This window comes from Siccirubricoccus deserti (genome assembly GCF_014283215.1).
Classification (GTDB): domain Bacteria; phylum Pseudomonadota; class Alphaproteobacteria; order Acetobacterales; family Acetobacteraceae; genus Siccirubricoccus; species Siccirubricoccus deserti.
On record NZ_JACOMF010000011.1, the window covers coordinates 43,535 to 60,211 of the forward strand.

Below are 16,677 nucleotides of genomic sequence, written 5' to 3' on the forward strand. Positions count from 1 at the left end.
CGGAGCAACAGGCGCGGCAAAGGCTGGGAATACCTGCACGTCGCCACCGACGACGCCCCCGCCAAACCTGAAGCACAAGCGAACGGACCCTGCACGCCAAAAGACCGAGGGCAGGGCCGGGCGCTTCATCCAAACCACCATCCGCGAATCGGCCTGCGCGACGCCCTTCGCCTCATCCGCCGGCAGGACCCGCGCCATGCGCCCCTGGATGCGACACAACCGGGCCGCACTCCGCCCTCAACGCCAAACCGCCAGCCGCATCACCAGGACAACCTCCCTGGCAATGACCCCTAGCCGGGCGGCGCCACCAGCTCCGCGCGCAGCTGCCGTGCCGCCGCGACCATGTTGCCGACCGCCGGCCGCACCTCCTCCCACCGCCGCGTCTTGCAGCCGCAATCGGGGTTCACCCAGAGCTGCGCCGCCTCGACCCGGCCCCGGGCCAGCCGGAGCAGCCGTGCCATGCCGTCGACATCCGGCACCCGCGGGCTATGGATGTCCCACACCCCCGGGCCGATCTCATTGGGGTAGGCGAAACCGGCGAAGGCATCCAGCAGCCCCATGCGGCTGCGCGCCGTCTCGACACTGATCACATCGGCATCCAGCGCGGCGATGGCGGCGATGATGTCGTTGAACTCGGCGTAGCACATATGGGTGTGGATCTGCGTGTCGTCCCACACGCCGGCGCTGGCGATGCGGAAGCATTCCACGGCCCAGGCCAGGTAGCCGGGCCATTCCGCCGGACGCAGCGGCAGCCCTTCACGCAGCGCAGGCTCGTCGATCTGCACCACAGCGCAGCCGGCTGCCTCCAGCTCGGCCACCTCGTCGCGGACCGCGAGGGCGAGCTGGCGGCACACCGTCTCGCGCGGTAGGTCGTCGCGCACGAAGGACCATTGCAGCAGGGTGACGGGACCGGTCAGCATCCCCTTCACCGGCCGGCTCGTCAGGGATTGCGCGTAGCGCCACCAGCCAACCGTCATCGGCGCCGGCCGCGCGACATCGCCCCAGAGGATGGGCGGGGCGACGCAACGGCTGCCGTAGCTCTGCACCCATCCGTGCTTGGTGAAGGCAAAGCCGGCGAGCTGTTCGCCGAAGTACTTCACCATGTCGTTGCGCTCGAACTCGCCATGCACCAGCACATCGAGCCCGGCCTCCTCCTGCCAGCGGATCGCCGCCGCGGTCTCGCTTTGCAGGAAAGCGTCGTACTCGGCAGCCGGAAGCCTGCCTGCCGCGCGGTCGGCGCGGGCCCGCCGCACCGCCTCGGTCTGCGGAAAGGAGCCGATGGTGGTGGTGGGGAAGGGCGGCAGCTTCAGCCGCGCCTTCTGATGGATACGGCGGGCGGCGAAGGGGCTTTTCCGTAGCGCCATCGCCGGTGTCACCGCGGCCAGCCGCGCGGCGACCGCCGGGTCATGCACCTTCGGCGAGGCACGGCGCGACGCCAGCGCCGCATCCGCCTCGGCAAAGAGCTGGCGCACGCCGGGCGCCTCCTCGCCTTCCTCCAGCGCCAGGGTCAGCGCCCGCACCTCGCCGAGCTTCTGCACGGCGAAGGCGAGCCAGGAGCGCAGCGCCGGGTCGAGCGCATCCTCCTGCGCCAGATCCAGCGGCACATGCAGCAGGGAGCAGGAGGGGGCGACCATCAGCCGCCGCGCGCCATCGGGTCGCAGCGCCGCCGCCCGGCGCAGCTCGCCGAGTGTCCGGCGCAGGTCGGCGCGCCAGACGTTGCGGCCATCGATCACCCCGAGCGACAGCCATTGTTCCGGCCGTGCCCCGGCAAGCACCGTGTCAAGCTGGCCAGGATCGCGCACCAGGTCGAGGTGGAGCCCGGCGACTGGCAGGGCGAGGGCGGTTTCCAGGTTCCCGCCAAGACCGCCGAAATAGCCGGTCAGCAGCAGGCAGAGTCGTGGGGCCGCGGCGGCGAGCGCGGCATAGGCGTCCCGCAGCGCGGCCTGGGCGGCCCCGTTCAAGGTCGTCGCCAGGCAGGGCTCGTCCATCTGCACCCAGCTGGCACCGGCGGCGGCAAGCTCGCGCAGGATCCCGGCATAGACCGGCAGCAGCCCGGGCAGCAGGGCCAGCGGGTCGGAGCCATCCTCGGTCTTCGCCAGCAACAGGAAGGATACCGGCCCGAGCAGCACCGGGCGGGTACGCATGCCGAGCGCAAAGGCCTCACGGAAGGCAGCCAGCGGCCGGTTCTGCGTCAGGGTGAAGGTCTGCCCCGCCCGCAGCACCGGGACCAGGTAGTGGTAATTGGTGTCGAACCACTTGGTCATCTCGAGCGCCGGCGCCTCGGCGGCGATGCCGGCCGCCTGCTCGGCTTCGGTGCCGCGCGCGCCGCGGGCCAGGGCGAAGTAGGTCGAGAGGGAGACCGGCCCCTGGCCCGGCCAGCCATAGCCCGGCGGCACCGCGCCCAGCATGCAGGCGGTGTCGAGGACGTGGTCGTAGAGCGAGAAGTCGTTGCTCGGTACATGACCGATGCCGAGGCCCTGCTGCAGGCGCCAGTGGCGCGCCCGTAGCCGCGCGGCCTCGGCCAGGAGGTCGGCCTCGGTGAGATGGCCGGCCCAGAAACCCTCCAGCGCCGCCTTCAGTGCGCGCCGATGGCCGATGCGGGGGAAGCCGAGGTTGGCGGCGATGGTCATCGGGCAGCCCGCCGCGGCGTGGCGTTGCGAGTGAGATAGGAGCGGTTGGTCATCAGCGTCTCCTCTGCCGGTGCACCCCGACCGGCGATGGGTGGAACAGGGCGATGGCAGGTCTCCTGGCTCGCGGTTGACGCCACCGGCCCTGCCTTCCCGCGCCGTACCCCCTTGGATGGAGGCCGCGGCGCAGTGGCCCGCCCCTGAAGCGAGGCGGACGGACCGATGGCTTGCCGCTGACAGTTGCGGGGGCAGCCGACGACTTGCCGCCACATCCCGATGCGGGACGGGGTGACGCACGGCGTTCCCTTTTCACCTGCTTGCGCAGGACCATGGCTTCATAAGAATATCTTTATATCTGCAATTAGCAAGCGGGATCGGTAACCTCGAAGGCTGCCGCTCGACCTGGTGGCAGGAAGCCGTCGGCAAGCCGAAACCCCTGCCGCGCGGCGGCACGAATCCGATCGCGGCAGCTACGCGCATCCGGCGTCACCCGGCTTTCAGCCGGGTTGCGCGAAGCGGTGCGGCGGAGATGTGTGGATCGCCGGGCGTGCCGGCCGGGTTGGCTGGTGGCGGATGGCAGTCGCCGGCTGAGGGGCACATTGAGATTGCGAGTCGTTATCAAATATGGCAAGCAAGCCTGGCATCGAAGGAGGCTGGGATGACGGCGGCAATGCGGGACGATCGGCACCGCAGCGCATCGCGGCGCCCCTGGTCGGGCGTGATCCTCGGGGCTGGGCTGGCGGCGGCGCTCGCCGGCGCAGCCCGGGCCGAGGCCCCGCCGCCGCTGCAACTGGAGCTGAACCGGCTGGAGCCGATGGCCGGCACGGCCGAAGGCTGCCGCATCTGGCTGGTGCTGGGGAATGATGCCGAGGGGGCGGCGCCGGTCGGCACGCTGCGCCTCGACCTGGTGATGTTCGGCACCGATGGCCAGGTCGCCCGGCGCGCGGCGGTGGAACTCGGCCCGGTCGGCGCCGGCCGCACGGTGGTGCGGCTGTTCGACCTGGCGGGGCTGGCCTGCGACCGGCTCGGCCGCATGCTGGTGAATGACGTGCTGGCCTGCAAGGTCGGCGGCCAGGATCAGCCCGATTGCGCCGAACGGCTGCGCCCCGCCAGCCGGACCGGCATCCGCTTCGGCCTGTAGCGAGGATCGCCGCCATGACGACACCGCACGGCTGATGCGGCGCGTGGCCGGGCGCAGCGCCGTGTTGCTCGACGAGACGCACGATGTGGCGGAGATCCATCGCTGGCAATTGCAGGTCACCACCTGCCTGTACCTGCCGCGGCCGGAGCTGGCGGTGGGTTTCCAGACGTTCCCCCGCCGGCTGCAGCCGGTGCTCGACCGCCAGGTCGCTGGCGAGATGGGGATCGCAGGCTTCCTGGAGGCGGTGGAATGGGAGCAGGTCTGGGCTTCCCACCGAAGATCTATCTGCCGCTGTTCCATTTCTGCCGGCAGCAAAAGGTCCCGATGGTCGCGCCGAACTGCCACCGCCCGCTGGTGACGCGGGTCGGCCATGACGGCTGGGCTGCGGTGCCGGAGGCGGAGCGGGAGGCTGCCCCGACCCCGGGGCACCGTGCCCATATCGCCAGCCTCTCCAACCAGCGACCGGAGGGGGTGACGGACCACTTCCTCCGCGCCCAGCAGGTCTGGGACCGCGCCTTCGCCTGCAACATCGCCCGGGTGAGCCGGGCCGCCGAGACGGCGGGGGAGCCGCCACCACTGGTGGTCGGCATCATCGGCCGGCCATCTGGAATACGGCCATGGCACGCCGCACCAGCTGCGCGACCTCGGCATCGCCGATGTGGCGGTGCTGCTGCCGACCGAGGCGGCGGAACATGACGCTGCCCGGCTGTGCGGCATCGGCGAGGGCATCTTCCGCCTCGGCCGCCCAGAGGAGCCGGCGCCGCGGGTGCGCCGGGAGGCTTCCTCGGGCGCGTGACGCATGGCGTGGCGCCCGAGGGCCGGTGGCGAAGGGGTGCCGCCGATCTCAGCCGCAGCGCACCGTCATCCCGCCATCGACCACCAGTTCTGTGCCGGTGACGAAGCGGGCATCGTCCGAGGCTAGGTAGAGCACCGCATTGGCGGTGTCGCGGCCATCGCCGGCGAAGCCCATCGGGATGCGCGCCAGGCGCTGCGCCAGCAGCTTCTCGACATCGCCGCCGGCGCGCTGGCCGGCCAGCCGCGCCTCGACCAGCGGCGTGTGCATCTGCCCCGGCACCACCGTGTTCACCCGGATGCCCTTGCTGGCGTATTGCACGGCGACGACCTTCGTCAGCTGGATCACCCCGGCCTTGGACGCCGCATAGGCCACCTGCGCCGAGCCGGTGAAACGGATGCCGGAGGTGGAGGCGACGTTGACGATGGCGCCGCCGCCCTGCGCTTCCATGATCGGCAGCACATGCTTGCAGGTCAGGAAGACGCTTTTCAGATTGACCGCGATCTGGGTGTCCCAGACCTCCTCCGCCAGTTCCACCGGGCCGCCGGCGGCGGAGCCGCCGACGTTGTTCACCAATATGTCGATGCGGCCGAAGCGCTGCCGGCATGCCTCGATGGCCTGGGCGACCGAGGCGCTGTCGGTGGCGTCGCAGGCAGCCTGGACAAATTCGCCGCCGGCTTCCTGGATCCGCTCCGCCGTCTCGGCCATCGCCGACGGGTTCTTGTCGGTGCCGAAGACCTTGGCGCCCTCGCGGGCGAAGAGCACCGCGGTCGCCCGCCCGTTGCCCCAGCCCGGGCCGACCGATCCGGCGCCGCTGATGAAGGCGATCTTCCCTTCGAGCCTGCCTGCCATGGTTCCGCGTCCCTTCCCTGGATCATCCGCTGTCGAATGCCGGGCTGAGTGCCACAGCGGTTGTGGGCTGGCCACCCGGGGCGAGGCGGCGGTCCGATCCAGGCGGCTGTCCTTCCCGCGGAGGATGAATCTGCGCCCGGGACGCCGGCTTGACCCGCGGGCCGGCGTGTGCCCCTGTCCCGCCGCCCTCCTGACCGCCCCGCCGAGCCGGGGCCAGCGGCAGGGCAGGGCACCGGGACGACGTGGGGCCGCTGGTCCGCGCCGGGGGTGAGCAGGCCGAGTACGCCGGGCGGCCGGCGCATGGCCAACAGAACCGGAACTGGAAAAATTCGATGGCATGGGTGTGGCTGGCCGTGGCGGGCGGCTTCGAGATGGTGTGGGCGGTGCTGCTGAAATACACCGAGGGCTTCACTCGCCTTGGCTTCAGCGCGGCGACGCTGGCGGCGATGGCGATCAGCTTCTACTGCATGTCGCGGGCGCTGCAGATGCTGCCGATGGGCACGGTCTATGTGATCTGGGTCGGCATCGGCGCCTTCGGCACCGCCGTCTGGGGGATGGTGGTGGAGGGTGACCCGGCGACCGCGGCACGGATCGGCTGCCTGGTGCTGATCCTCGCCGGGGTGGCCGGGCTGAAGGCGGCGGGCTGATGCGGGCCAACCCGCACCGTCAGTGCCCAGTGCCCAGGGCGCCGGGCGGCGCACTGTATCATCCTTCGCCCTCCGTATCCCGCCAGCCGCGCCCCCGGCCAGACCGAGCTGCTGTTCCGGTGCCGGCAGCCGCCACTCCGGGTGGCCGGTCTTAGAGCAAGGCGCTTCCGCCAGGCCGCGGAACGGTCAGGCGCTCGGCGGCGTTCAGCGTAGCCCCCGCCAGATCGCCAGCGCCGCCGCCGTTGCCACCAGCAGCTTGTACAGCGTGTCCACCCAGGGCTGGAGCCGGGTGCTCAGCGGCGGGCGCTGTGGCCTGGGATCGGGGGGCTGGGTCATGCCGGCAGCATAGCGGCGGCGGGATCGGATGTGAAGGAAAATATTCCTAAATCCCCGGCCTGCCGAGGGAATGACGCAGGCACGGAATTGACGCTATGCCGGGCGGCACCATAGAACCCTTTCAGCGCGGCGCGCACCGCCATTCCTCCGGTGCGCCCCTTTGGCCGGAGTGCATTGTTTCATGTCCATCATGCAGGATTCGCGTGAGGCGACCATGAGCGGTCGTCGATCGGATGGGACGCCCGTCCGCCGGCCGTTGTCGCCTCACCTGCAGGTCTACGACATGATGCAGATGACCAGCGCGCTGTCGATCAGCGGGCGGATCACCGGCGTCATCTGGAGCTTCGGCCTGCTGATCCTGGTATGGTGGCTGGTCGCCGCCGCCGCCGGGCCCTCCGCCTTCGCCGGGGTGCAGTGGTTCCTCTCCTCCTGGCTCGGCCTGCTCGGCATGGTGGGGCTGACCGCGGCGGCCTGGTTCCACACGCTGAACGGGCTGCGCCACCTGTCCTGGGACGCCGGTTACGGTTACGACATCGCGACCACCTACCGCACCGGCAGGATGGTGCTGATCGGCACGGCGGTGATGACCGTGCTGACCTGGCTCATCGCCATCATCGCCTGGGCCTGAGGGGAGCGCGCGTCATGGCCAATGAATACGCCGAGAACACCACGCTTCGCTCGCCGCTCGGCCGGGTGAGGGGGCTCGGGTCCGCCAAGGGCGGCACGCACCATTGGTGGATGCAGCGCGTCACCTCCATGGCGCTGCTGCCGCTGATGCTGTGGTTCGCGCTGTCGGCGGCCTCGCTCGCCGGCGCCTCCTACGCCGAGACCGTGGCCTGGATCGGCCGGCCCTGGAACGCCGTGCTGCTGCTGGCGACCATCGCCCTGGCCTTCCACCACACCGCCGCAGGCATCCAGGTGATCCTGGAGGATTATGCCAATCAGGAATGGGTCAAGATGGGTGGCATTCTCGCCATCAAGGCCATCTGTTGGCTGCTGGCGCTCGCCTCGGCCCTGGCGGTCCTCAGGATTGCGGTCTGAGCGGATCGCGCGGGCGCGGCCAGGCGCCGGCGCACGAGGCCATTCGATGGAGTAAGCCTCCGGCAGCGCCCGATGCGCGCGGCCGGAGGGCGAAATGGACAGGAAGACCGGACGATGAACGCGATTTCCCAGCCTTCGCGCGGTGCCTACCGCATCGTCGACCATACCTATGACGTGGTGGTGGTCGGCGCCGGCGGTGCTGGCCTGCGTGCCACCTTCGGCATGGGCGCGGCCGGGCTTAAGACCGCCTGCGTCACCAAGGTCTTCCCGACCCGCTCGCATACCGTGGCGGCCCAGGGCGGCGTCGGCGCCGCGCTCGGCAACATGGGTGAGGATGACTGGCGCTGGCACATGTACGACACCGTGAAGGGGTCGGACTGGCTCGGCGACCAGGACGCCATCGAGTACATGTGCCGCGAGGCGATCCCGGCGATCATCGAGCTGGAACACTACGGCGTGCCGTTCAGCCGCACCGAGGATGGCCGGATCTATCAGCGGCCCTTCGGCGGCCATATGCAGGACTACGGCAAGACCCCGGCGATGCGCGCCTGCGCCGCCGCCGACCGCACCGGCCATGCCATCCTGCACACGCTCTACCAGCAGTCGCTGAAGCATAATTGCGAATTCTTCGTCGAGTACATCGCCCTCGACTTGATCATGGATGAGGAAGGCGCCTGCCGCGGCGTCATGGCCTGGAACCTGGAAGACGGCAGCATCCACCGCTTCCGCGCCCAGACCGTGGTGCTGGCCACCGGCGGCTACGGCCGGGCCTATTTCTCCTGCACCTCGGCGCATACCTGCACCGGCGACGGCAACGCCATGGCGCTGCGCGCCGGCCTGCCGCTGCAGGACCAGGAGTTCGTGCAGTTCCACCCGACCGGCATCTATGGCTCAGGCTGCCTGGTGACCGAGGGCGCCCGCGGCGAGGGCGGCTACCTGACCAACTCCGAGGGCGAGCGCTTCATGGAGCGCTACGCGCCGACCGCGAAGGACCTCGCCAGCCGCGACGTCGTCTCCCGCGCCATGAGCATGGAGATCCGCGAGGGCCGCGGCGTCGGGCCGAAGAAGGACCACATCCACCTGCACCTGGAGCATCTCGGCGCCGCACTGCTGCATGAGCGGCTGCCGGGCATCTCCGAGACGGCGAAGATCTTCGCCGGCGTGGACGTGACGAAGGAGCCGATCCCGATGCTCCCGACCGTCCATTACAACATGGGCGGCATCCCGACCAACATCCACACCGAGGTGCTGAACCCGACCGCCGAGGACCAGGACCGCGTGGTGCCCGGGCTGATGGCGGTAGGAGAGGCGGCCTGCGTCTCCGTCCACGGCGCCAACCGGCTTGGCACCAACTCGCTGCTCGACCTGGTGGTGTTCGGCCGCGCCGCGGCCCATCGCGCGGCGGAGACGATCAAGCCCGGTGCCTCGCAGCCGCCGCTGCCGGCCAATGCCGGGCAGAAGGCGCTCGACCGGCTGGACCGGGTGCGCAATGCCAAGGGCAGCACCAGCGTCGCCGAGCTGCGCGACCGGATGCAGCGCACCATGCAGACCCACGCCGCGGTGTTCCGCACCACCGAGCTGCTGCGCGAGGGCGTGGACAAGATGAAGACGGTGCAGGCCGGCTACGGCGATATCCGCATCGCCGACCGCAGCCTGATCTGGAACAGCGACTTGGTGGAGGCGCTGGAGCTTGACAACCTGATCGGCAATGCCGTCACCACCATCACCGGCGCCGATGCGCGCAAGGAAAGCCGTGGCGCTCACAGCCACGAGGATTTCCCCGAGCGTGACGATGCCAATTGGATGAAGCACACCCTGGCCTGGGTCGATGACAAAGGCGCGGTGAAGCTCGACTACCGTGACGTCAAGATGCGCACCCTGACGAACGAAGTGCAGGTGTTTCCGCCCAAGGCACGCGTTTACTAAGGAATCCCGCCGCAATGGCTACCTTCACCCTGCCGAAGAACAGCACCGTCACCACCGGCCAGACCTACAAGGCCGAGGCCGGGGCGAAGAACCTGCGGTCCTTCCGCATCTACCGCTGGGACCCGGATGGCGGTGCCAACCCGCGCACCGACACCTATGAGATCGACCTCGACACCTGCGGGCCGATGGTTCTCGACGCCCTCATCAAGATCAAGAACGAGGTCGACACCACGCTGACCTTCCGGCGGTCCTGCCGGGAGGGCATCTGCGGCTCCTGCGCGATGAACATCGACGGGCTGAACACCCTTGCCTGCCTGAAGCCGATCGAGGATGTGCAGGGCGACGTGAAGATCAGCCCGCTGCCGCACCTGCCGGTGGTGAAGGATCTGGTGCCCGACCTGTCGCAGCTCTACGCCCAGCTGCGCAGCGTCGAGCCCTGGCTGAAGTCCGACACCCCGCCGCCGCCGGATGCCGAGCGCCGCCAGTCGAAGGAGGAGCGCGCCAAGCTTGACGGGCTGTGGGAATGCATCCTCTGCTTCTGCTGCTCCACCGCCTGCCCCAGCTATTGGTGGAACGGTGACCGCTACCTGGGCCCGGCGGTGCTGCTGCAGGCCTATCGCTGGATCGCCGACAGCCGCGACGAGGCGACGGGTGAGCGGCTGGACGATCTGGAAGACCCGTTCCGGCTCTACCGCTGCCACACCATCATGAACTGCGCCCGGACCTGCCCGAAGGGGCTGAACCCGGCCGCGGCGATCGGCAAGATCAAGCAGATGATGGTCGAGCGGCAGAGCTGAGCCACCCCCGGCCCCGCCACGCCGAGGGGGGGGCCATTTCAGCGCCTATGGACGCCGTTCCGGTGGAGACACCGGAGCGGCGTCTCCATATGCGCCCTCCGCCGGCGGTTCATTTCCCGTCGCCTGCCGGCGCCAGCCCGGTTACGCTCCCCGCAAAGCCAACAAGGCCGGGAGCGAAGCAATGCCTGGGATGATCCGTAGCCTGACCCTCTGTGCCGCGCTGGCCGCGCTGCCCGCCGCGGCGCAGCCGCGCGACACCCTGACCATCGGCTATGCCGCGGTGGTCACCACCCTCGACCCGCACTACCACAATCTCGGTCCCAACAACGCCATGGGGCAGCACATCTTCGACCGGCTGGTGGAACGCGACGCCACGGCAAAGCCGCACCCCAGCCTGGCCGAAAGCTACCGCCCGCTGTCCGAGACGGTGTGGGAGTTCAAGCTCCGCCGCGGCGTCACCTGGCATGACGGCAAGCCCTTCACCGCCGATGACGTGGTCTTCACCTTCGAGCGCGCGCCGAACGTTCCCAACAGCCCGGGCGGCTTCGGCGGCTTCCTCCGCACCATCTCCCGGGTCGAGGTGGTGGACGACTACACCATCCGCCTGCATACCCGCCAGCCGCATCCGCTGCTGCCGCTCGACCTCGCCTCGGTCAGCATCATCGCCCGCCACGCCGCCACCGGCGCGCAGGTGGAGGAATACAACAGCGGCCGTGCCGCCATCGGCACCGGGTCGTACCGCGTGCTCGCCTACCGCTCCGGCGACAGGGTGGAGCTGGCGCGGCACGAGGCGGATTGGCGGCCGGCCCAGCCCTGGTCGCGGGTGAACGTCCGCTTCCTGCTGAACGACGGCGCCCGCACCGCAGCGCTGCTGGCCGGCGACGTGGACCTGATCGAGCAGATCCCGACCTCCGACCTCGCCCGGCTGCGGCGCGACCCGCGGCTGACCGTGACCGAGATCGCCAGCCTGCGTACGGTCTTCATTTCGCCCGACTACTCGCGCCGCGGCCCGCACCCGAACGTCACCGACAATATCGGCACGCCGCTGCCCGAGAACCCATTCCACGATGCGCGGGTGCGCCGCGCCCTGTCGATGGCGGTCAACCGCGAAGCGCTGGTCGAGCGGGTGATGGAGGGCGCGGCGGAGGCGACGGCGAATTGGCTGCCGCGCGGCGCCTTCGGCTACAACCCCGACATCCGCCCGCGCGCCTTCGACCCGGATGGCGCGAAGCGGCTGCTGGCCGAGGCCGGCTTCCCCGAGGGCTTCCGCCTGACCCTCGCGACGCCGAACGACCGCTGGCCGAATGATGCGCGGATCTCTCAGGCGGTGGCGCAGATGTGGACGCGGATCGGCGTGCGCACCAGCATCGAGGCGCTGCCCTTCGCCGCCTTCGTGCCGCGGCGCTCGCGCCAGGAATGGGCGATCCAGCTCGGCGCCTGGGGTAGCACCACCGGCGAGGCCTCGAACTTCCTGCTCAGCATCGTCGCCAGCTACGACCGGCAGAAGCTGACCGGCGCCTCCAACATGACCCGGCATTCCGACCCGGTGATCGATGACTTCGTCGCCCGCGGCGCCGCCACCATGGACGAGGAGCGGCGCGAGGCGATCTGGCGCGAGGCCGTGGCCTATTACGCCGAGCAGGAGCCGATGATCCAGCTGGTGCAGTACATCAACACCTGGGCCCATCGCCGCGGCCTGCGGCACCAGCCGCGGATGGATGAGCGGACGGTGGCGATGGGGGTGCGGCCGGAGTAACGCCGTAGCGGGCCGGATGCGGGCAAAACGCCCTGCCCGCCGTCAGCGGCGCGGCAGCGCGAGAACCATCATCGTCCACCGTCATGGGCGGGCTTGACCCGCGCATCCGGTCGCCCGGTGAAGACAGGTGGTCGGGGATGACCGGACCAACTTCGGCCAGGACGGGGAGGCGGGGCCGCCAGCGCCGCTGCCGGGCCTCCTCGCCTGCCTGTCAGCGGATGCCGGCCGCCGTTGCGCTGCGGCCGCGCAGCGCCGCCAGGGTGCCCTCCAGCCGCGCCACCCATTTGCCGCGCCGCGGGTCGCCCCGGCACAGCGCCAGCCGGGTGGCGAGTTCCGCCAGCAGCAACCCGCCCTGCAGCGCCGCGACTGCCGGTCCGCGGTATTTCCGCAGCATGTGCTGGCGCGACCAGCCCATGTGCCATTCCTTGCCCCGGGTGACCTTGGCGGAGGGCGCCGAGGATTGCCCGCTGCCATGCTCCAGCCGTGCTGCATGCACATGCACCAGTGTCCGCCCGGACCGGCGCATCCGCATGCAGATGTCGTCATCCTCGTAGTAGAGGAAGATGTCGGGGTCGAAGCCGCCGATGGCGCGGAAGGCCGACAGTGGGAAGAACATCGCCGCGCCGCCGACATAGGGCGCGCAGCAATCCCCTTCTGGCGGCATCGGCGTACCGCGGCGGCGGTGGCGTTCCAGGATCGGCAGATGGCCGAATTGCAGCCCGCCATCCGGCGTGGCGATGCGCGGCGCCAGCAGCCCGGCCTCCGGATAGCGTTCGGCGGCATCCAGCAACGCCTCGACCATGCCGGGCGTGCAGCGTGTGTCGGCGTTGAGCAGCAGCCCGTAGCGCGTGGTGGCGCCGGCGAAGCCGAGGTTGGCGGCACGGCCGAAGCCGAGGTTCTCCGGCGCGCGGATCACCTGCGCCCAGGGCGCCAGCCGGGTGGCCAGCGCGGCGCTGCCGTCGCTGCTGGCATTGTCCACCACCACCAGCCGGGCGGCGGGCGGGACGGAGCGCAGGCATGCCTCCAGCACGCCGCCGCTGTTGTAGCTGACGACGAGGATGGTGACCTCGGCGAGGCGACTGTCCGCCTCCGTTGCGCGCAGGCTGTCGTGCACGCGCCACGCATCTCACCCCAGGCGCGCATTTGTCAACTTTAAGTGATAATAGGTCAGCGCGGTGGCGCCTCCAGATTGCTGGCATCGAGGCCGAGTGCCGCCGCTGTCGCCGGATTGATCTGGCCGGTCGCCTGCAGCCCGCGGCCCTGCTGGAAGCGCTCGATGGCGGATTGCGTGCCAGCGCCCCAGGCCCCGTCGATGCCGCCGCGATAGAAGCCGAGGGCGCGCAGCCGCCGCTGGATGTTGCGCACCGCCGCCGGGCTCAGCGGCTCGGTCGCCAGCGCCGCCGGGGTGCCGGGGGCCGGGCCGGCGGTCGGGCCGGCGGCCAGCAACTCGGAGGGGCCGAGGCCGAGGGTCGCCGCCGTCGCCTGGTTGAGGTGGCCGGTGACCTGCAGGCCACGGCTCTGCTGAAAGCGTTCCAGCGCCGACTGGCTGTCCGGGCCCCAGACCCCGTCGGCCCGGCCGGCATAGGCGCCGGCCTGGCGCAGCTTCTCCTGCACCTGGGTCACCGCCGCCGGCGCCAGCGGCTGGCTGTACATCAGGGAGGGCGCCTGCTGCGCCATCGCGCCCGTCGTCCAGATCGCGCCCGCCAGAGCCGCCGCCATCGCGCATTGCCGAATCATTGCCGCCTCCTCCGTGCCGCAGCCGGAAACACCCGAGACGGCACCGGGTTCGCCGGCGCCGGCGAAGCGGTCCGGAACGATCGCGGCCTACACCACAACCGGCGCGACGTTTTCCAGCAGCCAGCGGGCGAGGGCGGTCATCCGCGCATCCTGGTGCATCTGTCCCATCACCTGCACCCCGACCGGCAGCCCGCCCACCGCCAGCAACGGCACCGTCACCGCCGGGGCGAAGAGCAGGGAACTCGGCAGGTTGAACACCGCATCGCCGGTCGGCCGCGGCGCCAGCGGCTGGCCCGGCCGGTCGCCGTCCCAGACCGGGGCGGGGCCAGGGCAGGCCAGGCTGATCGCCGCATCCGCGAGTGGGGCGATGCGGGCATGGCGCTGCTGCGCCTCCTCCCGCCGCGCCAGCGCCGCCTGGTAGGCGGAGACAGGCTGCGCCTCGGCACGTTCCAGTATGGCGCGGGCGCGCGGGCTGATCGCCTCGGAATTCTGGTCCAGCAGGGCGCGCTGGTACCAGCGGTTCTCCCAGCCGGTGATGGCGCCGCCGATGGCGCGGCCCTCGGCGATCCCCTGCTCGAAGCTCTCGATCCAGGGGTGGTCGGCGCGGCGCAGCAGGGTGATGCCGGCGGCGGCGATGCGCTCCAGCAGCGCTTCGAAGGCGGTACGGCTGGGGGCGTCCAGGCCGGCCCAGCCCTCCGTCTCCATCACCACCAGCCGCAGCGGCTTCGCCGCCGGGGGCGGCGCGGGCGGGCCGAGCAGCCCGGGCCGGCCGGGGTCGCCGCCGCAGCGAGCGGCGATCTCGATCGCCACCTGCCACATGTCCTCGACGCAGCCGGCATGAACGCCATGGGTGCTCATGCTGGTGGTCTGGCGTTCGCCGCGGTGGATCCCGCCCTGGGTCGGCTTCAGCGCGACATTGCCGCAATAGGCTGCCGGCCGGATGATCGAGCCGCCGACCTGGGTGCCGATCGCCGCCGGTACCATCCGCGCCCCGACCGCCGCAGCCGAGCCGGAGGAGGAGCCGCCCGGCGTGTGCCGCGGATCGAAGGGGTTGGTGGTCGGCCCGGGATGGCTGCCGCCGAGCTCCGTCGTCACTGTCTTGCCCAGCACCACCGCGCCTGCCTGGCGCAGCGCCCAGACCGCGGCATTGTCGCGCTTCGGGAAATTCCCCCGGTAGCCGACGCAGCCCATCTCGGTCGGCATGTCCTTCGTCTCGAGCAGGTCCTTGATGCCGATCGGCATGCCGTCGATCGGCGAGAGCGGCCGCCCCTCGCGCCAGCGTGCCGTGCTGGCGTCGGCGGCGGCACGGGCGCCGGCCTCATTGCGCGCCGCCCAGGCCTGTACCACCGGCTCCCGCGCCGCGATGGTCTCGAGGCAGCGTTCCAGATAGGCGCGCGGGGTGTCGGCGCCGCTGGCGAAGCCGGGTGTGGCGTCGTGCCATGTCAGGGCCCGGAAGCGGTCCGGGCGGTAGCCTTCCTGCATCGCCAATCCTCCCATTTATCGCAGCAACCCATCCCACAGCGGCAGCCCGAGCAGCGCAGCCAGGGCGATCATCGCATAACAGGCGAGGCGGAAGGCGCGCTCGCTCGCCAGTCCGAACATCCGCGTCCCTGCCCAGATGCCGGCACCATAGGCCGGCGCCGACACCAGGAAGGGCGCCAGCAGCGCCGGCGTCAGCAGCCCGGCCGCGGCATAGGCGATGCCGGCGAAGACTGCGCCCGCCGCCAGATACAGCGCGAAGCTGGCGCGCACCTGCCGCGCCGTGCCCGGCTGTCCCAGCAGATAGGCCATCACCGGCGGTCCGCTGACCATGGCGACGCCGCCCAGCACCCCGCCGGCCAGGCCGACGGCAAGGGTCGCCGGCGTCCTTGGCCGGCCGCGGAACCGCCAGCCCGAGGCCAGCAGGCCGAGCAGCGCCAGGATCAGCAGCGCCACCGCCCAACGCAGCGCCAGGGGATCGGCCGAGGCCAGCACCAGCGCGCCCAGCGGCGTGCCGACCGCCGCCCCCATCGCCAGGATGCCGACCTGCCGCCGGTCCGCCAGCTTCCAGGCGCCCGGCGTCAGCGCCAGCACGGCCACGGCCTCCAGCACCAGCATCAGCGGCGCCGCGGCGCGCGGGCCGAGCCCGACCGAAGCCAGCGGCACGAAGATCAGCGCGGCACCGAAGCCGGAGAAGCCGCGCGCCAGCCCACCGGCCAGCGCCGCGGCCAGCAGCCAGGCCAGGGCCCCGGTCTCGGGAAGCGCCGCCAGCAGATCCGTCACCGTGCCATCCATGCCATCGGCGTCAGCATCGCCCACCGGGCCGCGTGCGGAAAGGCCCGCGCCGGCCGGCCCGCGGGTGCAACCCGGCACGCCCGCCGCTGTTGCGTCGCGCAAGGTCACCGGAGCTTCCCCCCACAGATGACGACTCAGCCCACCCCAGGCGTGGTCGGCCGCCGGTCCCTGCTCGGCTCGGGCGCTGTCTCCGCCGCCGCGCCGCTGCTGGCCGTCGCGCCCGCTGCGGCGCAACCCACCCCGATTCTCAAGGAGACCGCCGTGCTCGACCTGGTCCTGCGCGTGAATGGCCAGGAGCATCGCCTGGCGCTCGACCCCCGGGTGACCTTGCTGGATGCGCTGCGTGAGGAGCTTGGCCTGACCGGCGCCAAGAAGGGCTGCGACCAGGGGCAGTGCGGTGCCTGCACCGTGCTGCTGGACGGCCGGCGGGTGCTGTCCTGCCTCACCCTGGCGGCGCGGGCCGCGGGCGGCGCGGTCACCACCATCGAGGGGCTGGCGACGGAGGACGGCGGGCTGCACCCAATGCAGCAGGCCTTCCTCGATCATGATGCGTTCCAATGCGGCTACTGCACGCCGGGGCAGATCATGTCGGCGATCGGCTGCGTGCAGGAGGGTCATGCCGGAACGCCGGACGAGATCCGCGAGGCGATGAGCGGCAATCTCTGCCGCTGCGCCGCCTACCCCAACATCGTTGCCGCCATCGAACAGGCGAAGCCGCAGATGGCCGGGCGCCGGACGGAAAGAGGCTGA

General features: G+C 71.1%; 16 protein-coding genes, 1 pseudogene and 1 riboswitch. Of the genes and pseudogenes, 10 read left to right on the plus strand and 7 right to left on the minus strand.

The genetic code is table 11. From position 1 onward, the window contains the following. Positions 1-290: 290 nt before the first annotated feature. Positions 291-2,630 carry a 5-methyltetrahydropteroyltriglutamate--homocysteine S-methyltransferase gene (gene metE / locus H7965_RS11490; protein ID WP_186770721.1) on the minus strand — a complete coding sequence of 780 codons (2,340 nt, stop codon included), beginning with the start codon at positions 2,628-2,630 and terminating at the stop codon, positions 291-293. Positions 2,631-2,719: 89 nt separating this feature from the next. Then, positions 2,720-2,974: riboswitch (cobalamin riboswitch) on the minus strand. Between the two features lie 311 nt (positions 2,975-3,285). Between metE and H7965_RS11495 the strand changes: the two genes are divergently transcribed. The 3 genes and pseudogenes from H7965_RS11495 (at position 3,286) to H7965_RS30840 (ending at position 4,564) form a co-directional block, all read left to right on the plus strand. Then, entirely contained in the window at positions 3,286-3,768 is a 483-nt protein-coding gene (locus tag H7965_RS11495; protein WP_186770722.1) for a Tat pathway signal protein, read from the plus strand. A gap of 34 nt (positions 3,769-3,802) precedes the next feature. Then, positions 3,803-4,464 (plus strand): annotated as a pseudogene (locus H7965_RS11505) (ChaN family lipoprotein). Beyond that, a complete protein-coding gene (locus H7965_RS30840; protein WP_261394162.1) occupies positions 4,433-4,564 on the plus strand; it encodes a hypothetical protein in 132 nt (43 codons plus the stop codon). The pseudogene H7965_RS11505 and the gene H7965_RS30840 overlap by 32 nt, the downstream one beginning before the upstream one ends. Positions 4,565-4,612: 48 nt before the next feature. On the opposite strand, the gene H7965_RS11510 is transcribed toward H7965_RS30840, so the two are convergent. Further along, complete coding sequence (locus H7965_RS11510; protein WP_186770725.1) at positions 4,613-5,413, minus strand: SDR family NAD(P)-dependent oxidoreductase; 801 nt, start codon at positions 5,411-5,413, stop codon at positions 4,613-4,615. Positions 5,414-5,745: 332 nt separating this feature from the next. Between H7965_RS11510 and H7965_RS11515 the strand changes: the two genes are divergently transcribed. After that, positions 5,746-6,060 carry a DMT family transporter gene (locus H7965_RS11515; RefSeq protein ID WP_186770726.1) on the plus strand — a complete coding sequence of 105 codons (315 nt, stop codon included), beginning with the start codon at positions 5,746-5,748 and terminating at the stop codon, positions 6,058-6,060. Between the two features lie 204 nt (positions 6,061-6,264). Here the strand turns inward: H7965_RS11515 and H7965_RS30845 are convergent, their stop codons facing one another. Continuing rightward, on the minus strand, positions 6,265-6,396 hold the full coding sequence (locus H7965_RS30845) for a hypothetical protein (protein WP_261394163.1): 132 nt from the start codon (positions 6,394-6,396) through the stop codon (positions 6,265-6,267). Between the two features lie 214 nt (positions 6,397-6,610). On the opposite strand from H7965_RS30845, the gene sdhC reads away from it, so the two are divergent. From sdhC to H7965_RS11540, 5 genes are all read left to right on the plus strand, one after another. Next, positions 6,611-7,024 carry a succinate dehydrogenase, cytochrome b556 subunit gene (gene sdhC / locus H7965_RS11520; protein ID WP_229682521.1) on the plus strand — a complete coding sequence of 138 codons (414 nt, stop codon included), beginning with the start codon at positions 6,611-6,613 and terminating at the stop codon, positions 7,022-7,024. Positions 7,025-7,038: 14 nt separating this feature from the next. Beyond that, entirely contained in the window at positions 7,039-7,437 is a 399-nt protein-coding gene (gene sdhD / locus H7965_RS11525; RefSeq protein WP_186770728.1) for a succinate dehydrogenase, hydrophobic membrane anchor protein, read from the plus strand. Between the two features lie 114 nt (positions 7,438-7,551). After that, complete coding sequence (sdhA, locus tag H7965_RS11530) at positions 7,552-9,363, plus strand: succinate dehydrogenase flavoprotein subunit (RefSeq protein WP_186770729.1); 1,812 nt, start codon at positions 7,552-7,554, stop codon at positions 9,361-9,363. 14 nt (positions 9,364-9,377) lie between these two features. After that, positions 9,378-10,160 (plus strand): succinate dehydrogenase iron-sulfur subunit, encoded by a 783-nt coding sequence (locus tag H7965_RS11535; RefSeq protein WP_186770730.1) that lies wholly within the window; start codon positions 9,378-9,380, stop codon positions 10,158-10,160. A 190-nt stretch (positions 10,161-10,350) separates the two neighbouring features. Further along, positions 10,351-11,916: an ABC transporter substrate-binding protein gene (locus tag H7965_RS11540; protein ID WP_315898688.1), complete on the plus strand. Its 1,566-nt coding sequence runs from the start codon at positions 10,351-10,353 to the stop codon at positions 11,914-11,916. A gap of 211 nt (positions 11,917-12,127) precedes the next feature. Here the strand turns inward: H7965_RS11540 and H7965_RS11545 are convergent, their stop codons facing one another. The 4 genes from H7965_RS11545 to H7965_RS11560 all read right to left on the minus strand — a co-directional run bounded on the left by H7965_RS11545 (position 12,128) and on the right by H7965_RS11560 (position 16,035). After that, positions 12,128-13,030, minus strand: coding sequence for a glycosyltransferase family 2 protein (locus H7965_RS11545; RefSeq protein ID WP_186770732.1), 903 nt, complete (start codon positions 13,028-13,030; stop codon positions 12,128-12,130). 53 nt (positions 13,031-13,083) lie between these two features. Beyond that, on the minus strand, positions 13,084-13,653 hold the full coding sequence (locus tag H7965_RS11550) for a peptidoglycan-binding domain-containing protein (protein ID WP_186770733.1): 570 nt from the start codon (positions 13,651-13,653) through the stop codon (positions 13,084-13,086). A gap of 87 nt (positions 13,654-13,740) precedes the next feature. Further along, positions 13,741-15,135 carry an amidase gene (locus H7965_RS11555; RefSeq protein WP_186770734.1) on the minus strand — a complete coding sequence of 465 codons (1,395 nt, stop codon included), beginning with the start codon at positions 15,133-15,135 and terminating at the stop codon, positions 13,741-13,743. Positions 15,136-15,150: 15 nt separating this feature from the next. Further along, positions 15,151-16,035, minus strand: coding sequence for a sulfite exporter TauE/SafE family protein (locus tag H7965_RS11560; RefSeq protein ID WP_229682522.1), 885 nt, complete (start codon positions 16,033-16,035; stop codon positions 15,151-15,153). A gap of 162 nt (positions 16,036-16,197) precedes the next feature. On the opposite strand from H7965_RS11560, the gene H7965_RS11565 reads away from it, so the two are divergent. After that, positions 16,198-16,677 (plus strand): (2Fe-2S)-binding protein, encoded by a 480-nt coding sequence (locus tag H7965_RS11565; RefSeq protein WP_456308152.1) that lies wholly within the window; start codon positions 16,198-16,200, stop codon positions 16,675-16,677.

Excerpts from the sequence above, each read along its gene's own strand:
- H7965_RS30845 (WP_261394163.1), bottom strand. The coding sequence starts at position 6,396 with ATGACCCAGCCCCCCGATCCCAGGCCACAGCGCCCGCCGCTGAGCACC.
- H7965_RS11540 (WP_315898688.1), top strand. The coding sequence starts at position 10,351 with ATGATCCGTAGCCTGACCCTCTGTGCCGCGCTGGCCGCGCTGCCCGCC.
- H7965_RS11555 (WP_186770734.1), bottom strand. The coding sequence starts at position 15,135 with ATGCAGGAAGGCTACCGCCCGGACCGCTTCCGGGCCCTGACATGGCAC.
- sdhD (WP_186770728.1), top strand. The coding sequence starts at position 7,039 with ATGGCCAATGAATACGCCGAGAACACCACGCTTCGCTCGCCGCTCGGC.
- H7965_RS11550 (WP_186770733.1), bottom strand. The coding sequence starts at position 13,653 with ATGATTCGGCAATGCGCGATGGCGGCGGCTCTGGCGGGCGCGATCTGG.
- H7965_RS11515 (WP_186770726.1), top strand. The coding sequence starts at position 5,746 with ATGGCATGGGTGTGGCTGGCCGTGGCGGGCGGCTTCGAGATGGTGTGG.
- metE (WP_186770721.1), bottom strand. The coding sequence starts at position 2,630 with ATGACCATCGCCGCCAACCTCGGCTTCCCCCGCATCGGCCATCGGCGC.
- sdhA (WP_186770729.1), top strand. The coding sequence starts at position 7,552 with ATGAACGCGATTTCCCAGCCTTCGCGCGGTGCCTACCGCATCGTCGAC.
- H7965_RS11535 (WP_186770730.1), top strand. The coding sequence starts at position 9,378 with ATGGCTACCTTCACCCTGCCGAAGAACAGCACCGTCACCACCGGCCAG.
- sdhC (WP_229682521.1), top strand. The coding sequence starts at position 6,611 with ATGAGCGGTCGTCGATCGGATGGGACGCCCGTCCGCCGGCCGTTGTCG.
- H7965_RS11510 (WP_186770725.1), bottom strand. The coding sequence starts at position 5,413 with ATGGCAGGCAGGCTCGAAGGGAAGATCGCCTTCATCAGCGGCGCCGGA.
- H7965_RS11495 (WP_186770722.1), top strand. The coding sequence starts at position 3,286 with ATGACGGCGGCAATGCGGGACGATCGGCACCGCAGCGCATCGCGGCGC.